This window comes from Paenibacillus sp. 7516 (assembly GCF_002272715.1).
GTDB lineage: Bacteria > Bacillota > Bacilli > Paenibacillales > Paenibacillaceae > Paenibacillus > Paenibacillus illinoisensis_A.
Window position 1 is genome coordinate 18,058 of record NZ_NPBI01000029.1, and the last position, 16,572, is coordinate 34,629.

At 49.2% G+C, this 16,572-nt stretch carries 13 protein-coding genes and 1 riboswitch; all 13 genes read left to right on the forward strand.

The window, feature by feature from the left end:
* The first annotated feature begins 99 nt into the window (after positions 1-99).
* The 13 genes from CHI14_RS23200 to CHI14_RS23260 all read left to right on the forward strand — a co-directional run bounded on the left by CHI14_RS23200 (position 100) and on the right by CHI14_RS23260 (position 16,251).
* Complete coding sequence (locus tag CHI14_RS23200; RefSeq protein ID WP_095291710.1) at positions 100-2,193, forward strand: methyl-accepting chemotaxis protein; 2,094 nt, start codon at positions 100-102, stop codon at positions 2,191-2,193.
* A gap of 140 nt (positions 2,194-2,333) precedes the next feature.
* Positions 2,334-3,626: an arsenic transporter gene (locus CHI14_RS23205; RefSeq protein WP_095291711.1), complete on the forward strand. Its 1,293-nt coding sequence runs from the start codon at positions 2,334-2,336 to the stop codon at positions 3,624-3,626.
* Between the two features lie 646 nt (positions 3,627-4,272).
* The gene (locus tag CHI14_RS23210; RefSeq protein WP_095291713.1) at positions 4,273-5,205 is read left to right on the forward strand and encodes a phosphate ABC transporter substrate-binding protein PstS family protein; all 933 of its coding nucleotides are present in this window, start codon (positions 4,273-4,275) and stop codon (positions 5,203-5,205) included.
* Between the two features lie 114 nt (positions 5,206-5,319).
* Entirely contained in the window at positions 5,320-6,255 is a 936-nt protein-coding gene (pstC, locus tag CHI14_RS23215; RefSeq protein WP_236146679.1) for a phosphate ABC transporter permease subunit PstC, read from the forward strand.
* Between the two features lie 2 nt (positions 6,256-6,257).
* The gene (gene pstA / locus CHI14_RS23220) at positions 6,258-7,145 is read left to right on the forward strand and encodes a phosphate ABC transporter permease PstA (protein ID WP_095291810.1); all 888 of its coding nucleotides are present in this window, start codon (positions 6,258-6,260) and stop codon (positions 7,143-7,145) included.
* Between the two features lie 12 nt (positions 7,146-7,157).
* Entirely contained in the window at positions 7,158-7,913 is a 756-nt protein-coding gene (gene pstB, locus CHI14_RS23225; protein WP_095291715.1) for a phosphate ABC transporter ATP-binding protein PstB, read from the forward strand.
* 238 nt (positions 7,914-8,151) lie between these two features.
* Positions 8,152-9,207: a phosphotransferase enzyme family protein gene (locus CHI14_RS23230; protein ID WP_170948246.1), complete on the forward strand. Its 1,056-nt coding sequence runs from the start codon at positions 8,152-8,154 to the stop codon at positions 9,205-9,207.
* A gap of 213 nt (positions 9,208-9,420) precedes the next feature.
* Positions 9,421-10,131, forward strand: a complete 711-nt coding sequence (locus CHI14_RS23235) for a response regulator transcription factor (RefSeq protein WP_095291812.1) — start codon at positions 9,421-9,423, stop codon at positions 10,129-10,131.
* Positions 10,128-11,591 carry a sensor histidine kinase gene (locus CHI14_RS23240; protein ID WP_095291718.1) on the forward strand — a complete coding sequence of 488 codons (1,464 nt, stop codon included), beginning with the start codon at positions 10,128-10,130 and terminating at the stop codon, positions 11,589-11,591. Before CHI14_RS23235 ends, CHI14_RS23240 begins: the two co-directional genes overlap by 4 nt.
* Before the next feature lie 34 nt (positions 11,592-11,625).
* On the forward strand, positions 11,626-12,717 hold the full coding sequence (locus CHI14_RS23245) for a LolA family protein (RefSeq protein ID WP_095291719.1): 1,092 nt from the start codon (positions 11,626-11,628) through the stop codon (positions 12,715-12,717).
* 31 nt (positions 12,718-12,748) lie between these two features.
* A complete protein-coding gene (locus CHI14_RS23250; protein ID WP_095291721.1) occupies positions 12,749-13,243 on the forward strand; it encodes a PH domain-containing protein in 495 nt (164 codons plus the stop codon).
* A complete protein-coding gene (locus CHI14_RS23255) occupies positions 13,236-14,756 on the forward strand; it encodes a PH domain-containing protein (RefSeq protein ID WP_095291723.1) in 1,521 nt (506 codons plus the stop codon). The genes CHI14_RS23250 and CHI14_RS23255 overlap by 8 nt, the downstream gene beginning before the upstream one ends.
* A gap of 211 nt (positions 14,757-14,967) precedes the next feature.
* Positions 14,968-16,251, forward strand: coding sequence for an MFS transporter (locus CHI14_RS23260; protein WP_095291725.1), 1,284 nt, complete (start codon positions 14,968-14,970; stop codon positions 16,249-16,251).
* Between the two features lie 193 nt (positions 16,252-16,444).
* Positions 16,445-16,570, forward strand: a riboswitch (glycine riboswitch).
* Positions 16,571-16,572 lie beyond the last annotated feature (2 nt).

Below are 16,572 nucleotides of genomic sequence, written 5' to 3' on the forward strand. Positions count from 1 at the left end.
TCGCGAAGATTTGGTATGAAGAGAAGGGTTAAGGTAGACATGGAGAGGGTCCTACATACAAACAAAGAAGGATTGAACTTTTTAGAGGGGGAAAAGCAGATGGGGGAGAATCTGGACCAAGGGCAAGCGAAAAAGGCGGCCAAACCAGTCAAACAGAAAGATAATAAAGCAAAAAAGAAGAACAAGAAAAAAGGCTTTGTCTGGAGTATACGAAATAAATTGCTGGTATCCTTTCTGGCCGTATTGCTCGTGCCTAGTTTGATCATTGGAATGATCACACTGATGATTGCCGATCGCACGGTAGAAGGTCAACTGATGGATAGTGCCAAACAAAGTGTAAGCACGACGAATTCAATTATTGAAACCCATGTGAATGCGAAGATTCACGATATCAACTATTTTGCCGATTCCATTCGGACGGACATGCTTAGTGAGGATAGTGGTCTTTCTGAAGTGGAAGTGAAATTACAGCAGTATGTCGGATTGCATCCCGATGCGTTGAATATATTTGTAGGAACTGAAGATGGGACCATGGTTAGGGGGAAAGAAACATCCGGAAGTGCACAAGGGTCCAACTATGATCCAAGGGAGAGGGAATGGTACAAGCTGGCGATGGCCAACCCGGGTAATCCCGCTGTGTCAGCCGTGTCCAAGAATACGGATGGAGTAACGGTTGTGTTCATCTCCAAAACACTGGAAGATCAATCTGGTGTAGTAGGTCTGTCTTTGGATCTAACGGAACTTAGCGAACAGGCTTCCATTAAGGTGGGCAAGGAAGGGTACGTCATTATCATGGATCCGGAGAAAAATTATATCTCCTCACCTGTGGTGGAATCTGGCACGCACGAAACGTCAGAGGCTTTGGACCCCATGTTTGAAGAACAGGAGGGATCGTTCGATTACACCTACAATGGTGATTCCAAAATGATGATTTTCTCCACCAATGAAGCTACGGGCTGGAAGATTGGCGGAACGATGTTCCAAAGTGAGCTGTCGCATGCCAGTAAAGACATTCGGATGGCAACCTTAATCGTCATTCTCGCTGCGACTTTCCTCACGCTAATATTCATAATCTGGTTTACACGTTCCATGCTGCGTCCAATCCGGCGCCTGCAGGAGTCTGCTCGTGCGGTGAGCAAAGGTGATCTGACGGTCAAGATGGAAACCGGACGAAAAGATGAAGTCGGTGATCTCGCCAAGTATTTTGAGCGGATGGTAGATAACCTTCGAATGATGATTCTGGGTGTACAGGAGACGACGGAGCAGGTATCGGCTTCCTCTCAGGAATTATCGGCGAGTGCGGAGCAAACGACCAAAGCCATTGAGCACTCGACACTTTCCATTCAGGAACTTGCGGAAGGTGCAGAGCAGCAGGTGAAGAGCGTGACGGGCGGATCGGGGCAGATGAGTCGTATGGTCGAAGATGTCCGCATGATGTCTGAACGTGTGCAATCCATTACGCAGAACATGCGGAATACATCCGGAGCAGCTTATTCCGGTAATGAAGCAGCGGGACAGGCCATGGATCAGATGAGCAGCATTCAGGAGACGGTGGAACAACTGGCAGTGGTAGTTCAGTCCTTGAATGCGCGGTCCACAGAAATCGGAAACATGGTTAATGTCATCGCCACCATTTCCAAACAGACCAACCTGCTTGCACTGAACGCATCTATTGAAGCGGCGAGAGCAGGGGATGCTGGCCGCGGATTCGCAGTTGTCGCAGGTGAGGTTCGGAAACTGGCGGAAGAATCCGGCAGCTCTGCAGCACAAATCGGTGAACTTGTTCATAATATCCGTCTGGATATGGATGCCGCCATGGGTGCCATGACGGCTGCCCAGACCCGGGTAGAGGATGGCATTCAGGCAGTAAATACTTCAGGACAGTCATTCGCACAGATTCGTGTGGCCGTTGAAGATGCAGCCCATACGCTCGATGATCTGTCTCAAACAACAAAGCAGCTGGAAGAAGGGGCGGCTCGTGTTGCCCAAGCCATGAATGATATTTCTGTTGTAACCCAGGAGAGCGCTGCGAATACGGAATCCGTGTCCGCTTCGTCTGAGGAGCAGCTGGCATCTGTAGAAGAGATTGCCTCGTCATCGGCACATCTGAACAGTATGGCGGAACAATTGCAAGGCCTGCTGGGCATGTTCAAAATGGTGGAAGATACGCCGAAGAACAAGGACCAGGCATAACCCGGTGATAATACTTGTTCATAGAATAAAATAAAGATAGACAATCCTCCTGTTGCCCTGTATAACTATATCGTTGGTTTTTCTCTTAGATTGCGGTGTATTTATAATAGTAGTAACAGGGTGAAGGTACAGGAGGATTTATGACATACGTAGCTATACTAATCTTTGCATTAACCGTTACATTGGTGATCTGGCAGCCTCGTGGACTGGGTATTGGCTGGTCTGCTTCAGGTGGAGCCGTGCTTGCCTTGCTATGTGGTGTCGTCAGTCTGAATGATGCCTCCGATGTGGCATCCATCGTATGGAATGCAACACTGGCATTTGTCGGTATCATTATGATTTCACTAATTCTGGATGAGACGGGATTTTTCGAATGGGCTGCACTTCATATGGCGAGACTCGCTGGAGGGAATGGGCGCAGATTATTTATCTACTCCATTTTGCTCGGAGCAGCAGTGTCTGCTTTATTTGCCAACGATGGTGCGGCGCTTATCCTGACTCCGATTGTTCTCGCCATGGTGCGTGCGCTGAAATTCGATGAACGCATGGTACTTGCATTTGTCATGGCAAGCGGGTTTATTGCCGATACCACCTCTCTGCCGCTGGTTGTCAGCAACCTGGTGAATATTGTGTCAGCCGATTATTTTGGAATTACGTTTGTGGAGTATGCTGTGCGGATGATCGTTCCCAATATCTTTTCCATTGTAGCGAGTACAGGAATGCTGTATCTGTTTTATCGTAAAAGTATACCCCATCGCTACGACATCTCCGCCGCTCGCGATCCCAAGGAAGCCATTCGCGATCCGCGGATGTTCCGTATTGCCTGGTATATGCTTGCACTGCTTTTGATAGCTTATGTCTCCAGTGAGTTTCTGCCGATCCCGGTATCGGTTATCGTGGGCGCCGTCGCTCTGCTATTCGCCATATTGGCACGCAAGAGTGAAGCAGTTGATCTGAAACGTGTTGTCAAGGAAGCGCCTTGGTCCATTGTGGTTTTTTCGGTAGGCATGTACATCGTTGTATACGGACTGCGTAATGCCGGATTAACAGATCATCTGAGCCGCTGGCTGGATGCCATAGCAGAGCATGGCCTGCTGGCTGCATCGGTGGGCATGGGATTGATTGCAGCAGTATTATCATCGGTGATGAACAATCTGCCAACCGTGTTAATTAATGCACTGGCGATCCAGGGTGCCCATACCGAAGGCATTGTTCGGGAAGCGTTGATCTATGCCAACGTGATTGGGTCTGATCTGGGTCCCAAAATGACGCCGATCGGTTCATTGGCCACATTGTTGTGGCTGCATGTGTTGTCGCGGAAAGGTGTAAAGATTACGTGGGGATATTATTTTAAAGCAGGTGTTATCCTGACGATCCCGACATTGTTAATCACCTTGGCTGGACTGGCCCTATGGCTGTGGATTTTGAATTAGTAGAAAAGGCTGCTTTTACTCTGGTGCCATGCACTTGAGAAGAGCAGTTTTTTTATTTTCTTCTATATATGAAGTTTAAATACATCTAATCAACCATTAATAAAAGACCAGCCTTTTATTGGCTGGTCTTTTGTATTTTCTCATCTCTCCCCAGGCGGTGGATTGAAACGTCTGGAAGCGACCACACAACACCGAAGCAGTGGAGGGGACGGAATCGATTCTGAAGAAGCGAAGCATTCGCCTGCTGTTTGAAGTTTTTTAACATTACATTGGAACGGAGAGGACAGAAATAATCTGAAGAAGCGAAGCGCTCGCCTTTAGCACCGGATTTTTACCAAATGGGAAAAAATGAATGAAATCCGGGGATAACAGCGATCGGAAGATTGTTCTGTCAGCGTAGTGGCACCATGTGATTTACGTGAGGTGGGACAAATACAGCGATCGGAAGAACGATCCGGGACCGTAACGGTCGCTCGATAGTTGAATTAACTTCCATATATTTCAAAACACTGCCCATAATTTTAACATTGCGTTTACAAAACATTGATTTTGAGATGACATACCGAAACTACAATGATAAAAGAGTTGATGGTGAACAAACAAATTCACAAAACGCCATCACTACATTGGGGGAGGAAAACAAAACATGTTTAAAAAGTTGCCGTTTATTTTGATGACCTTAACGTTCGTACTGGTACTCGCAGCATGCGGATCCAAAAATGACGCTGGTACAGAGGGCGCTACAAGCAATGGTTCAGGATCAGGCGAAACAGCTGCTGAGCTTAGCGGAAACATCCTGGCTGTTGGTTCAACAGCACTGCAACCTCTGGTAGAGCAAGCTGGACAAAAATTTATGGCAGTTGATGAATATAAAAATGTAACAGTGCAAGTGCAAGGTGGCGGTAGTGGTACGGGTTTGACTCAAGTATCCGACGGACAAGCTACAATCGGTAACTCCGACGTATTTGCAGAAGAGAAGCTGGAAGATGAAGCAAAAGCAAAAGAACTGGTTGATCATCAAGTAGCAGTAGTAGCGATCGCACCAGTAAGCAACAAAGATGCAGGTGTGGAAGACTTGACGAAACAACAATTGATCGATATCTTCTCCGGTAAAATTACAAACTGGAAAGATGTTGGTGGTGCAGACCAAGCAATCGTTATCGTTAACCGTCCAAGCAGCTCCGGTACTCGTGCAACATTCGAGAAATTCGCTCTGGGAACGAAAGTAGAAGATATCCAAGGTTCCATTCAAGAAGATTCCTCAGGTACAGTGAAGAAGCTTGTATCCGAGACTCCAGGCGCAATTGGTTACCTGGCACTGTCTTACCTCGATGACAGCCTGCAAGTATTGAAATACGAAGGCGTTGAAGCAACAGTTGAGAACGTAGAAGCTGGAACATATCCAGTGTGGGCTTACCAGCACATGTACACGAAAGGTGAGCCGGATGCAGCTACAAAAGCATTCCTCGACTACATGCTGAGCGACGAAATTCAACAAAATGATGTAACGGAACTGGGTTACATTCCGGTATCCGGCATGAAAGTAAAACGCGATGCAGCGGGTAACTTGACTCAATAATCTTTGAACTTGCGCATACAGCGAGAGAGGCGGACTAAGGTCCTGCCTCTTTACGCGGTTTGAACTGAAATAATCCCATATTTTACATTACTCTATTATAGAAGGATGGTTGTTATGGAACAGACCGAAGGGGGAACGGTAATGAACAGCAAGATCAAGTCACGCCGGCCCTTGAGAGAGAAACATTTCTGGGAAGAATGGACAGGACGGATCTATACGTCGATTTGTGTCGTATTGTTGATCGTTGTCATGTTTTCCATCGTTTATTTTGTGGCGTCCAAGGGTCTCTCCACCTTTTTTAAGGATGGTGTGAGCCTGAGTGAATTCCTGTTCGGCAAAACGTGGAGTCCATCATCAGAACCAGCAGCCTATGGAGCATTACCGTTCATCACTGGTTCCTTCACAACCACCCTGCTGGCCGCTTTGATTGCAAGCCCGCTCAGTTTGTGTGCGGCACTCTTTATGACGGAGATCGTGCCGGGTAAAGGGAAAAAGATACTGCAGCCTGCCATTGAATTGTTGTCCGGTATTCCGTCTGTCGTTTACGGTTTTATCGGTCTGAGTGTCATCGTGCCTTTATTGCGCAGCATCTTCGGCGGAGCCGGCATCGGGATTGCAGCCGGATGTCTGGTTCTATCCGTAATGATTCTGCCTACCGTAACAAGCATTATGGCCGATGCTCTGTCTGCTCTGCCCAAAGGTTTGCGTGAATCGTCCTATGCTCTGGGCGCTACGCGCTGGCAGACGATCTACCGCGTTATTATTCCAACGGTTCTGCCAGCCTTGCTGACAGGGATCGTTCTGGGTATGGCTCGTGCCTTCGGTGAAGCACTCGCTGTACAGATGGTTATCGGTAATGCACCGCATGTACCGACATCCTTGCTTGAATCAGCTTCTACATTAACAAGTGTAATCACCCTGAGTATGGGTAACACCACAATGGGTTCGGTTCATAATAATGCACTCTGGAGTATGGCGCTTGTCCTGCTCGTAATGACGTTTGTATTCGTCATTCTGGTTCGTTTGCTCGAAAGGAGAAACCGGGTATGAAAATGAAGGCGAAAACGGTCGATAAAATTGCTACATCCGTCATAGTTGTTTTGGCCTTGTTCATCGTGGTATTGCTGCTCGGTTTGCTGGGATTCATCCTGTTCCGGGGAGTAGGGCAAATCAACTGGCACTTCCTGACGAGTGCACCGCAGCTGCTCAAAGGGGGCGGCGGGATTGGACCGCAGCTCTTTAACTCCATCTTCCTGTTGATCTTAACGCTCATTATCACCATTCCGCTCGGTTGGGGTGGAGGAATCTATATGGCGGAGTATGCGAAGCCAGGCAAGATTACAAGTTTTATCCGATTGGTTGTTGAGGTATTGTCCTCCTTCCCATCGATCGTTATTGGTTTGTTTGGACTCTTGTTGATTGTGAATACGTTCGGCCTCGGCTTCTCCCTGATCTCGGGTGCCATGGCGCTCGCGATATTCAACTTGCCGCTCATGGTACGAACAACGGAGCAGGCTTTCCGGGCCGTTCCGAAGGAACAGAAGGAAGCGGGCCTGGCACTGGGTCTGTCCAAATGGAAGATCATCACGTCGATTCTGCTGCCTGTGGCACTGCCAAGCTTGATTACAGGTACAATCCTGGCTTCCGGCCGGATCTTCGGTGAAGCGGCAGCCCTGATGTTTACGGCAGGAATGAGCAGTCCGCCACTGGACTTCACGGATTGGAATCCGACAAGCCCAAGATCGCCGCTTAACCCATTCCGTCCGGCAGAGACACTTGCCGTTCATATCTGGAAAGTCAACAGTGAAGGCATTGGACCAGATTCCAAGGAAGTGGCAGCCGGAGCATCTGCGGTGCTTGTTATCCTTGTACTGGCGTTCAATCTGAGTGCGCGCTGGATCGGCCGGGTTGTATACCGCCGCATGACAGCTTCGAAATAAGGAGGAACCAACATGGCCATACCTTTTGGTACGGAACAGTTAAGCATATATTATGGGCATTTCCAGGCAGTTAAGCAGATCAGCCTCGCGTTTCCTGAAGCCAGCGTTACAGCGCTGATCGGACCTTCCGGTTGCGGTAAATCCACGTTTTTGCGGTCCCTCAACCGCATGAACGATGAGATTTCCGGTTCCCGTACAGAGGGACACATCTGGATGGATGGTAAAGACCTGAACGAGCCAGGCACCGACGTGATCAAATTGCGCCAGAAAATCGGCATGGTGTGGCAGAAGCCTAACCCATTTCATAAGTCCATCTACAACAATATCGCGTTTGGCCCCCGCTACCGCGGTATCAAAGGCAAGAAGGCACTGGATGAAATCGTGGAGAAAAGCTTGCGCCGCGCCGCGCTGTGGGATGAAGTGAAGGATCGACTGAATGAGTCGGCCCTGTCTCTCTCTGGTGGACAACAACAGCGTCTGTGTATTGCCCGTGCACTGTCTGTTGATCCTCAGATTTTGCTGCTCGATGAGCCGGCATCCGCGCTGGACCCGGTATCGACGGGTAAAGTAGAGGAACTCATTTCCGAGCTTAAGAAGGATCTCCGAATCGTAATCGTAACCCATAATATGCAGCAAGCAGCACGCATCTCGGATTATACAGCGTATTTTTATCTGGGAAGCATGATTGAGCACGGGGATACAGAACATATCTTCACCAACCCCGATAACCGTTTGACACAAGAGTACATTATGGGACGTTTCGGTTAAGGAAAGTGCATGACATTGGATGGAGTATAATATAAAGCAATAAACAGAGAAGAAAGCATAGCACCCAAACGACAACGTTTGGGGTTATGCTTTTTATATTTTAATATTGGTAGAGTTTGCCATAACAAAAACAATCATGCTACGATAACCAGAGTTACAAGATGAGTAGTACAGAGATCCATGTTTCTGAAGGTAGAGATGACGAGTTGAAATATCTAGAATTCTGAAGGAGATGTTGATGATAACAACGGACCGCGAACGATTCCTGGACAACTTGGTAAAGGATGCGATAACACGCTACCCCTTAAGAAAGCCCTCGGCCTCCTTTATCCGTCACAATGAGAACCTGACATATCGTATTATGGACGAAGCAAGTGGGCAGAAGTATCTGCTGCGTATACATAAAGCTGCTTATGCAAGCATGACCGGTATTCAACATACACTTCCGGCGCTGGAAGCGGAGATGAGTCTTCTTCATGAATTAAAATTATCTACCGGATTACGCGTGCAGAGCCCTGTTCGTAATCTGTCGGGAGATTGGGTTACTGTCTGCTTCTTAGAAAGCGGGGAGGAAATCTGCTGCACTATGCTTGAATGGATTGAGGGCAGGGACATTCAGCAAGGGGAGCAGCTGACAACAGAGCAGATTCATGACCTAGGGATGCAGATGCAGACACTTCACCAGTATGGTCGCGTACAGGATAAACCTGATACAACCAGCACCGGACCAGAAGCGAAGGATGGCTGGTCAGGCCAGACTGAAGTTCGTCCATCATATGGAAGTATGAAGGAAAATCTGAACATGCTTGGGCAGCTTGAGGAAGGCGTCAGATTGGGCATATTTACACCTGAGGACTTTGCTTTGATACGTGAGACATTTGCGAATATCAACAACCAGCTGGAAGCATATCCTATTGGCCCAGAGACATGGGGAGTCATTCATGGTGACATTACCCGGGGGAATCTGCTGGTGACGGAACAGGGAATCTCCATGATCGACTTTTGCTTATATGGTTATGGCTATTATCTTTTCGATGTTGCAGGTGCGGCCTTGATCTTCAACAGGGAAGAACGGGATATCTTCCTGTCGGGGTATATCAAACAAACAGCTTCGCTCACCAAACAAGAGATCAGGTTGATGGAAGGATTCATGTTGATATTTACGTTCGGTTATTTTGCCTTCCAGATGGCCAACGAGTCCAGACATGAATGGATGAAGGATCGGATGCCGAAGCTCTGCAGCAAATACTGCAGACCCTACGTCGAGAACCGCAGTATCTTCTATGAATTATAAGATCATTATCTAATACAGTAATGAAGGCATTACGGCATCACAACATTATGACCACATGCTTCAGCCAATATAATTGGGGCGTCCTGAACTCAGGGGGCTCTTTTTGTATACTCTTAGCTTTTTGCTTCAAGAACCATTTATGAAGAAAGTATAAACTCTGAGGAGAGAAAGGTGTATTTCGTTAAAATACAGTCATGGGAGGATGAAGCAGCGATGAGAGACAACGTGAACATACTGCTGGTGGAGGATGATCCGGAAATTGCCCGTATTTTGATGGACCATCTTCGGCGTGAGGGATATGGGGTGACCTGGGCTTCAAGCGGCCTGGAGAGCTGGGAAGATTTCAGGGAGGGGACCTATCAGCTGGTCCTGCTCGATCTGATGCTGCCGGAGATGGACGGGTTCACGGTATGTAAAAATATCCGGCTGATCAGCGACGTTCCGCTGCTCATGATGAGTGCACGCATCGAAGAGGAGAGCAAGGTTAGAGGGCTTGGTCTGGGCGCTGACGATTATATTACCAAGCCGTTCAGCCTGGCGGAGCTTACAGCCCGCATTGAATCCCATCTGAGCAGATATCGCCGATATCAGGGCATCAAACCGGAAGCGACCCATCAAGCGTACAACGACGGATTGGCGATCAACCCATTGAATCAACAGGTGCAAATTCACGGGGAAGATGTCGTACTGACGGGCAAGGAGTGGGCTTTGCTCACGCTGCTCGCCTCTCATCCGGGCCGTGCATTCACCAAAGCGGAGCTGTATGAACATGTGTGGAACCAGCCGGCAGTAGGAAGCTCAGGTACGGTTACCGTCCATGTCAAAAGCCTGCGGGCCAAGCTGGGCGACGAACCACATCAACCACGCTGGATTCAGACCGTGTGGGGCAGCGGATACCGATTTATAGGAGATATAGCAGAATGAAGCTGAAGTACTGGTTGATGGTTGCTTTTCTCATTGTGATGCTGCTTCCTGTCGCTGCAGGTTGGGCACTCTTCTCCCTGTACAACTACTATAATGACCAGCGCTCCGTAGCGGAATATGTAGAATTAACCGGGCGGCTGGCTCCCATTGAAAAGAGGTTGTCCGATCCGGGCCTGTACCGTCTGCAATCTTCGGATGCCTATGCTTCGCTCTCCGGACTTGTTAGTGATCAAGTGAACGTTGACCTCTATCTGCCTTCAGGGATCCGGGTGTATACATCCGGCGGAGATACCTGGGCTGCCGGAGCTTATACGGTAAGGGGTTCGGAATTATATCGTGATCTGTACGACATGCAGATTCGTCATCGCACGTTTACGCTGAAAAAGCCGGTATGGGAAAAGGGTGAACTGATTGGCATTTACGAGATTACCATGCTTCGCGGAGAATGGCTGGAGGGCATCTCGGTTCGGACAGCCTGGGTTGTTGGGTTCGCTGGTATTTTTTTCATCCTGTTATATGGCACCGTGCTCTGGCTGCTATCCAGAAAGCTCTTCCGTCCGATGAGACATCTGATGGGCCGAATGCATGCGTTTGCGCGGGGTGAGGTCCCCGTAGATAGCGTGCCGGCACGTCGGGATGAAATGGGCATGCTGCTGGAGCAATTTGATGCGATGCAGGAGAAAGTCAGGCAGACTCAGGCAGAGGTGGAGAAGGAGCAAAAAGAGAAAGAGCTCATGGTCGCTTCGCTGTCTCATGATCTGAAGACGCCATTAATGTCCATCAGTGCCTATGCGGAGGCACTCAGTGTGGATGCTCCGCTGGAGCCGTCAGAGAGACGGGACTACCGGGATGTGCTGTTTGGTAATGTGGAACGGATGAAACACATGATTGGTGAACTTGAAATGTATACGGCGCTGGGTTCCAGTGAATTGGAGATGGCCATGGTGGAGGTGGAAGGAGAAGAGTTCTTCGATATGCTGCTTGGAAGTTACGGGGGACTTGCCGAGCGTGGACAGATTGAGGTGAGAACGGCTGTCCGCACGGACTGCCTGTACCGGCTTCATCCCGAACAACTGATGCGTCTGACAGATAATTTGATCAACAATGCACTGCGTCATACAAGCCAGAACGGTTTGATGGGTCTGGGTGTGATTGCTTCAGATCAGCCGCTGCCCGAATGGGTTATTCCAACACTGGCGCAGGAGCTGAATGAGTACAGAACGGGGGCAACATTAATTCTGGTGCAAAATGAAGGGACTGCTATTCCCGAAGAACAGCTGGATCGTATTTTCGAACCCTATGTTCAACATCAGAATCAGGAAGAGAAGGCGTATGCGGGCAGTTCGGGTCTCGGATTAAGCATAGCCAAACGGATTGCGATCAAGCATGGAGGTGAGATGCGCATGTGGTCGGCTGAAGGATATGGCACGCTGGCTGCATGTCGATTGCCCGAGTTGTAATGCCCTTAAACGAAATGAGAGAGGATGAACGATAATGATGAAAAAAGGTTGGATGATGCTCGGTACAGCGCTACTTGCGGGGTCACTGCTCGGAGGCTGCGCTGAGAAGGATCTGGTTGGCCTGTCTGGTGATGAGATGATCGAGAAGGTCGTCACTGCAGAAACGAAGCCCGCTTCCTACTATGCCGAAGGTGTAATGAAAGTGTGGTCGGATGATAAATTGAGTCACACCATGCACATTAAGGAATGGGTTGACGGAGAGACCGGGCGTAAGCGCACCGAAACAGAGGAGAATGGCCATGTCAGCTACGCGGTCAATAACGGAACAGATATCACCATTTACGAAAAAGAGACCGGTACGGCCTATTCGATGAACGTAGCTGCCACGGGACAACAGCCAGAACAGACTCAAAAGCAGATGCTGGTGGATCAGCTGGAACGGTTGCGGGATTCCCATGATGTGGATATGATGGGACAGGAAGAGCTTCACGGACAGGAAGTCATTCACATCAAGCTGATGCCGAAAGAGAATGGCACCTTATCCATCTCCTCCGAATATTGGGTTGACCCCAAAACGTGGATGATTGTTAAAGTCATCAGCACATATGGTGATGAAAAGTCAGAAATGGTCTATGATCCGATTCAATATGATCCCGAATTTTCGGAGGATACGTTCGTAATCGACATTCCCGAAGAAGTGGAAGTGAAAGATCTGAACGATCTGAGCCAGAGTTCGGAAGTGAGTCTGGAAGAAGCCGAACAAGCGTTGGGCCAACCCTTTTTACAGGATATGAGCGGTGAACTTGAGCTGTCTCGGGTGGAGATGTTTTCATCAAGCGGAGAGTTTGGCAGGGATGAAGTGACTTTGTATTACGTCAACAACGACAAGGTTGAAGTGAGTCTGTCCGTATTCAAGGCACCGGATGAAAATGTGGATGATACACTGCTGCCTGATGAGTCCAAGGTAGAGGTTCGGGATACCGAGGGTTCGTATATGAAGAGCATACGAAACATATCATGGACTGAAAATGGGCTGCGTTACTCCATCATGGGTGAGAACGAGGAATGGACGAAGGAGAAGCTTCAGGATTGGGCGAAGGATCTGAAGCTTCCTAATCAGCCTTAATTTTGAATGGTAGGAGAGTGTGAGTCACGCAATGGATTACACAGAGGTTAACAACGGAGAACTGCGACGTCTCCACCCCAAAGCGAAACAAGCTACAGCCCTGACGGCCCTTATGGTCAATGGGCTGTTGACTCTTTTGGCCGCTGGATATCTGATGATCGCATGGGTTAGAGACTGGGTGCTGTGGCCGGGCTGGATCGGCTTAGGGCTTTTTATTATTTCACTGGTCTGGTACACATGGATTCTGCCCGGCTTGCGGCACCGACACTTTAGTTTTCGGGTGGCTGAGGATGAAGTGGAGATCCATTCCGGCTGGTTATGGCATACGGATACGATTGTGCCGATGACGCGTGTACAGCAGGTGGAACTGGAGAGCGGTCCGCTGCTGCGAAAGTATGGACTTGCCAAGGTCAGCATCGTTACTGCCGCAGCCACACTCCATATCGCAGGACTGGAAAGAGAGGAAGCAGAGCAATTGAAGCGCAGTATCGGACATCTGGCGAAGGTGGAAGATCCCGATGAATGAACCAAAGCATCTACATAAGCTGTACATGTTATTTCCCTTTTTTAGCGTAATGAAGTCCATCATTCCCATCCTCGTTCTACTCATCATCAAAGGCGTGAACTGGAGCAAATTTCCCTGGTATGGTTATGCTGCTGCCATTGTTCTATTTACGCTTCCGTTTATTCTGTATGGGTGGTTTAAATGGCGTAAATTCAGCTACACGCTTCAGGATGATCGGATTATGCTGCGTCAGGGCATCTTTGTCCGGGAGGAGAAATCGATCTATTTCAGCCGTATTCACTCCATCCAGACACAGCAGCCTTTGATTCAGCGCTTGCTCCGGCTGGCACAGCTCAAGATTGAGACGCCGGGCGGCAGCAAAGAGGCCGATGGTGTATTGCCCGCTCTCGCAGTTGCGGAGGCCGAGCGGATAGAGCAATGGTTATATCAGAAGCGGAATGAGGCTGTGAAGAAAGCGGAAGCACCTCTCTCAGCTGAACATGCTGAAGATCTTAACTCAGATGAAGAGGGGGAATCTCCTGAGCAAAAGGAGAAGCACATCCAGGCATCCGCTCCGCTTATGCAGCCAGAACGGGAGGTTTTGCTTCGGCTGTCAGCCGGAAGACTGTTTGCCGGAGCGCTGACCACGATGAATCTGCCGCTCGTCGTCGTATTCGGAACTGGGGTTTATTCCTTCGCAGATGACCTGCTCCCTGCGCATTTCTACAGCAGCTTGGTTGAGCGGGCTGGACAGCTGCCAGCGATCTGGTGGCTCGGACTAGTTCCTGTCATGTTTTTGCTGGCCTGGATCTTGTCTGCTGTCCTGTTCACGATAAAGTATGCCGGATTCACGGTCGAGCAGGAAGGCGGTAATATTACGATTGTTTCCGGATTGCTCGACCGAAAGAAGCATGTGTTCTCACCAGGGAAGGTCCAGGCGGTGGAGATCAGGGAGGGACTGCTGCGACAGCCGTTTGGTTATGCCGAGGTGGAGATTTTTGTTTTGACTTCAGAGATGGAGAAAAAAATGATGCTTCATCCGCTGCTGCCGCTCCGCGATGTCAATGAGCTGCTTGCCCGAATTGTACCGCAATTCGTCATGCAGCCACCCGCTAACAGACCCCCGGACCGAGCTCGCTGGTTATTCTTGCGCTGGAAACTGCTTGGTGCAGCCCTGCTGGGAACAGCGGGGACGGTGTTTCTGGGCCCGATGGGTGCATTTCTATTTCTCCTTATTCCCTTATGTGCCGTTTGGGGATACGGGTGCTTCAAGGATGAAGGGCTGAGTATTCAGGGCAAGCTGCTAACCATTCGCCACCGGGCCATCTCCCGCAGAACAGCGCTGATGCGCCGGCCTCATGTGGTCACAGTAGATACAGTTGCTACCCGAAGACAGCGAAGCAAGTCCTTGTTATCCGTTCGGGCGAGGCTGATGGTAAATCGGAGCGGCTTCAAAGCCATATTCCTGGAATATGGCCAGGCTAATGCCGTAAAAGAATGGTTTCGGCAGGCTTCGGATTTGGCCCAAAAATGATATAGAAAGCATCTTAGATTAAAACGACTTGAGACTGCCAGATTAAGGGCAGTCTTTTTTGTACGGGAAGTCTTGCACAACATGATGATCGACGCAGGCATTGTCCATTTTTTTACTGCGAAAAAGGATCAAATAGGAGATAATACAATTATTGGGTTTTAAATCAGTGCATTGAATGATTTAAGGAATGAATCCGGGAGGGATATAATGGATGAGTAATGATCGTGATCAGGGGAAAGGGAAGGGCGCCGAGTCAGGTGGATGGAAACATGCCGGCTTGCTGCTGGGCGGAGTAGGCATATCCAATCTGGGGGATTTTATCTACATTGTGGCCATTAATTTGATGGTGCTTAACATGACACAGTCCCCGGCGGCAGTCGCAGGCTTGTGGATTATCTCGCCGATTGCCTCGGTATGCACCAAGTTCTGGTCAGGCAGTCTGATTGACCGCTACGACCAGCGGCAGCTGATGATTGGGGCGGATGTGGTGAGAGCTGTGCTCGTGGCATTGCTTCCGCTGATGCCCAGTCTATGGATGATGTACGGCATCATGTTTCTTGTCAGCATGTCGTCATCCATATTCGTACCTTCTTCGCAGGTGTACATCACCCGTCTGGTTCCTGCAGAGCGGCGCAAGCGATTCAATTCCCTGCAGGCGATGATCAGCTCAGGTGCTTTTATTACCGGTCCGGCCATAGCCGGAGTCATGTTAATCTATCTGTCTCCTGTAGCGGCGATCTATGCCAATGCAGCTTCCTTTGTTGTGTCGGTGCTCGTCCTGATGTTTCTGCCAAGGCTGGGCACTGGAGAGCAGAGCGGCGGTAGGACAAGGCTGACCCCTCGCCTGATCGCCCAGGATTGGCGGGCCGTAATGCAATTCAGTCGCCAAGCAGGATATGTGGTAGGTATCTATGCCTTATTCCAGATTATTCTTGTTATTGGTATGTCGCTGGATGCACAGGAAGTGGTGTTTATCCGTCAAGTCATGAACCTGTCTGAGTCACAGTATGGTGCGTTGATGAGTGTTACTGGAGCTGGATACATGGCGGGTTCTCTGCTGGTGTGGTTGTTCGCCAAACACTTGTCCATACGTCACATGATGGGCGGGGGCGTGCTCTTAGTTGCGCTTGGCTATTTCCTGTTCGCTCGTTCGTTTTCGTTCGAGCTTGCCGCATTCGCCTTTATTCTGCTTGGGTTGTGTTCGGCGCCGGCAAACACGGGACTGGTCACCTTTTATCAGAATAATATACCGGTAGACTTGATGGGGCGAATGAGCAGCGTACTTGGACTCATGCTGAGTGCATTGCAGGTCATTTCGATTTTGGTCATGGGTGTAGTTGCCGAAATGATCTCTCTTCGAACCGTATATACGGTCGTTTCGGCAGTTCTGATGCTGGGTTCCCTCCTGTTATGGCTTACGAGCTGGCTTCCTTCAAGACAGTCATATTATAAGGATCACAGCTCATCATCAAAATCAAAATCTCTCCACAGCTAGTCTATAGCCTATTGAAAACTGAACGATTCTGTGGAAAGCTGCATATAATATTAGAGGAATTTTACCAAGATGATAATGATGCGTTACTTTTGTTGACATTACGTGTGTTGCATATTAATCTGTTATATGAATGATCAATCTCATAAGGACAACGTTTGATATGTGTTCAAGCGAATATATACGATACAGCGGATGAGAACGAGCGGGAGAGACCTGGGCAGGCCATTGGTTTCAGTAGGCTGCCAGGCACCGAAGGAGCAAGCCGCTGCGCACCCGGCGCAGGTGGTTAATCTCTCAGGTAAAAGTACCATCGTTGGACGC